The sequence below is a fragment of the Streptomyces viridochromogenes genome, from assembly GCF_001270495.1.
Taxonomy (GTDB): Bacteria; Actinomycetota; Actinomycetes; order Streptomycetales; family Streptomycetaceae; genus Streptomyces; species Streptomyces viridochromogenes_A.
Genome location: NZ_LGUR01000065.1, coordinates 1 through 2,233, shown reverse-complemented (window position 1 = coordinate 2,233; position 2,233 = coordinate 1). Strand labels below are relative to the sequence as shown.

General features: G+C 72.1%; 3 protein-coding genes. 1 reads left to right on the top strand and 2 read right to left on the bottom strand.

All coding sequences use genetic code 11. The annotated features are described in order from the left end of the window. On the top strand, positions 1-338 hold a 338-nt coding region (locus ADK36_RS08765), incomplete at its 5' end, for a response regulator transcription factor (RefSeq protein WP_199830135.1). A gap of 279 nt (positions 339-617) precedes the next feature. On the opposite strand, the gene ADK36_RS08760 is transcribed toward ADK36_RS08765, so the two are convergent. Continuing rightward, positions 618-1,877, bottom strand: a complete 1,260-nt coding sequence (locus ADK36_RS08760; protein WP_048587558.1) for an MFS transporter — start codon at positions 1,875-1,877, stop codon at positions 618-620. A gap of 52 nt (positions 1,878-1,929) precedes the next feature. Then, positions 1,930-2,233 (bottom strand): ArsR/SmtB family transcription factor (locus ADK36_RS08755; protein WP_159391099.1); only part of this gene is annotated, 304 nt, incomplete at its 5' end.

Below are 2,233 nucleotides of genomic sequence, written 5' to 3'. Positions count from 1 at the left end.
TGCTCAAGGACGCCCCGCCCAGCCTGCTGATCGAGGCGGTACGGGCCGCCGCCCGCGGCGACGCGCTGGTCTCCCCCGCCGTCACCGTCCGGCTGCTGAGGGAGCTGTCCGCCACACGGCCCGCCCCGGACGCCGGCAGCCCGCTCACCGACCGCGAACTCGACGTGGCCCGACTCGTCGCGGTGGGCCGCACCAACCAGGAGATCTGCGACCAACTCGTGGTGTCACTGTCCACGGTCAAGACCCACCTGGCCAACATCCAGCAGAAGATCGACGCCCGTAACCGGGTCGAGATCGCCGCCTGGGCCTGGGAGTCCGGCACGGTGCGGGAACGATAGGACCGGCTGCACAGCCGCTGCGGCCAGACCGGGAGTTCGACGCTGCGGGTAGGGCCGGGGCTTCACCCTGGAGGCCGCTCCGGAAGTCCGAGCACGGCTTACCTCTCGCCGCCCGGACGATCGCGGAAGGTCAGGCGGGCGCCCAGGAGGTGTGTCTGGCCGAAAGGGCGGCGGCGCGGAAGTCGGGTTCAGCGCGAACGGCTCACGACTGGTGCGGCGAGCCTCGCTCACGGCGGGCCGTCCGGAATCGGGGCCGGCGGGACGACAGCAGGGGGCCAGTCACCGGGCGGACTCCGGCGCGACTGCCGGTTGTTCGGCCTCGGAACCAGACGGGACGCCGATGCGCGACTGCCCGGGCCGCTGTGCTCTGTCTGTGCGGGCCAGGGTGAGCGCGGCACCCATGGCCAGAACGACGAGGGCGGCGCCCGAGAGGAGGAAGGCGTCCTGGACTCCGGTGAGTGCGATGGTGGTCGAGGCCACGAAGGGGGAAACGGCCAGGGCTCCTGCCACTCCGGCCTCCCACAGGCCCAACGCCTTCGCCAGATGGTGACTCGGTATGCGCTGTTGCACCAGCGCGATCAGCGGGATGTCCGTGAGGGCCGAGGCCAGCCCGGTGGCGATCAGGAGCACTGCGGCCCCGGCTGTGGAGGTGACGATTCCGAGCGGCGCACGGAAGATTCCGAGCAGGGCCCAGGCCAGCACCGCCGCCAGGGCGAGTCTGCGCATCCGCAGGCCGGCCAGCAGGAGCGCCCCCGCCACTTCCGCGACCCCGGCGACGCCCAGCAGCAGGCCGTAGCGGCCGCCCTGCCCGACGACGGCGACCAGCCCCACCGTCAGGAAACCGCTGGTCAGAGCGAGGGCGAGCACGAAGGTCACGATGACCACGAGCACGTCGGGAGCGGCCCGAACGGCCTTGAGCCCGGCGGCGAGATCGGCCCACAGGCCCGCCTGGTCGGCGGCCAGGACGGGGCGGGTCACGCGGATGGCGGCCACGGCGCCCGCCGAGCCCAGGAAGGTCAGGCCGTTGACCACCAGCGCCGCCCGCATGGAGCCGTAGGCGAGCAGCGGCGTGAGCATGAGCGGGCCGACGAAGAAGGCGGCCCGGAAGGCGACTTGCAGCAGCCCGTTGGCCTGTTGCAGACGGTCGGCCGGGACGATCTGCGTGACGATGGCGTTGCGGGCCGGGGCGAACGGGGCGCCGATCAGGGCCAGCAGCGCCGTTGTCACCACGAGCAGGGGCAGGTTCAGCAGACCGAGGGACAGCAGCACCGCGGCCACCGCCACCACGGCGACCCGGGCCAGATCGGTGGCGATCATCAGCTTCCGGCGGTCGTAACGGTCGGCGTACGAGGCGGACACGAACGTGGCCAGGAACGCGGGCGCGAACGCGGCCACGCTGACCACGGCAACGGCCGTCGGGTCCTTCGTCAGCGACCAGGCCAGCCAAGCGGTCGCCGCGGTGTACAGGCCGTCGCCGAAGCGTGAGACGGCCTGGCCGGCAAAGAGAAGCAGGAAATCGCGGTCCCTGAGCAGTGACATGCCGCCACTGTCGGATCCCCTCGGGCACCTGATCCACCTATTAGGCAGATGGCTAATCAATGGAGTCGGCGGCGTGCAGAAAGCTCTCCAGGCTGGGAGCGAGACCCGCCACCTGCCCGGGCAGGAGCCGGTACAGGACGTAGTAGCCCTCGCGGCGGCGTTCGAGCAGGCCCGCGTCCGCAAGGACGCGCAGGTGCTTGGACAGGGCGGCCTCGCTGACGCCGACGAGCGGAGCCAACTCCTGGGTACTGCGCGGGCGTTCGGCGATCAGCCGGAGGGCGCGCAGGCGGGTGTCGTCGGCGAGCGCGCGGAGCATGCCGACGAGCTGCGCGGGAGGAATCCTGGGGCGGGCTTCC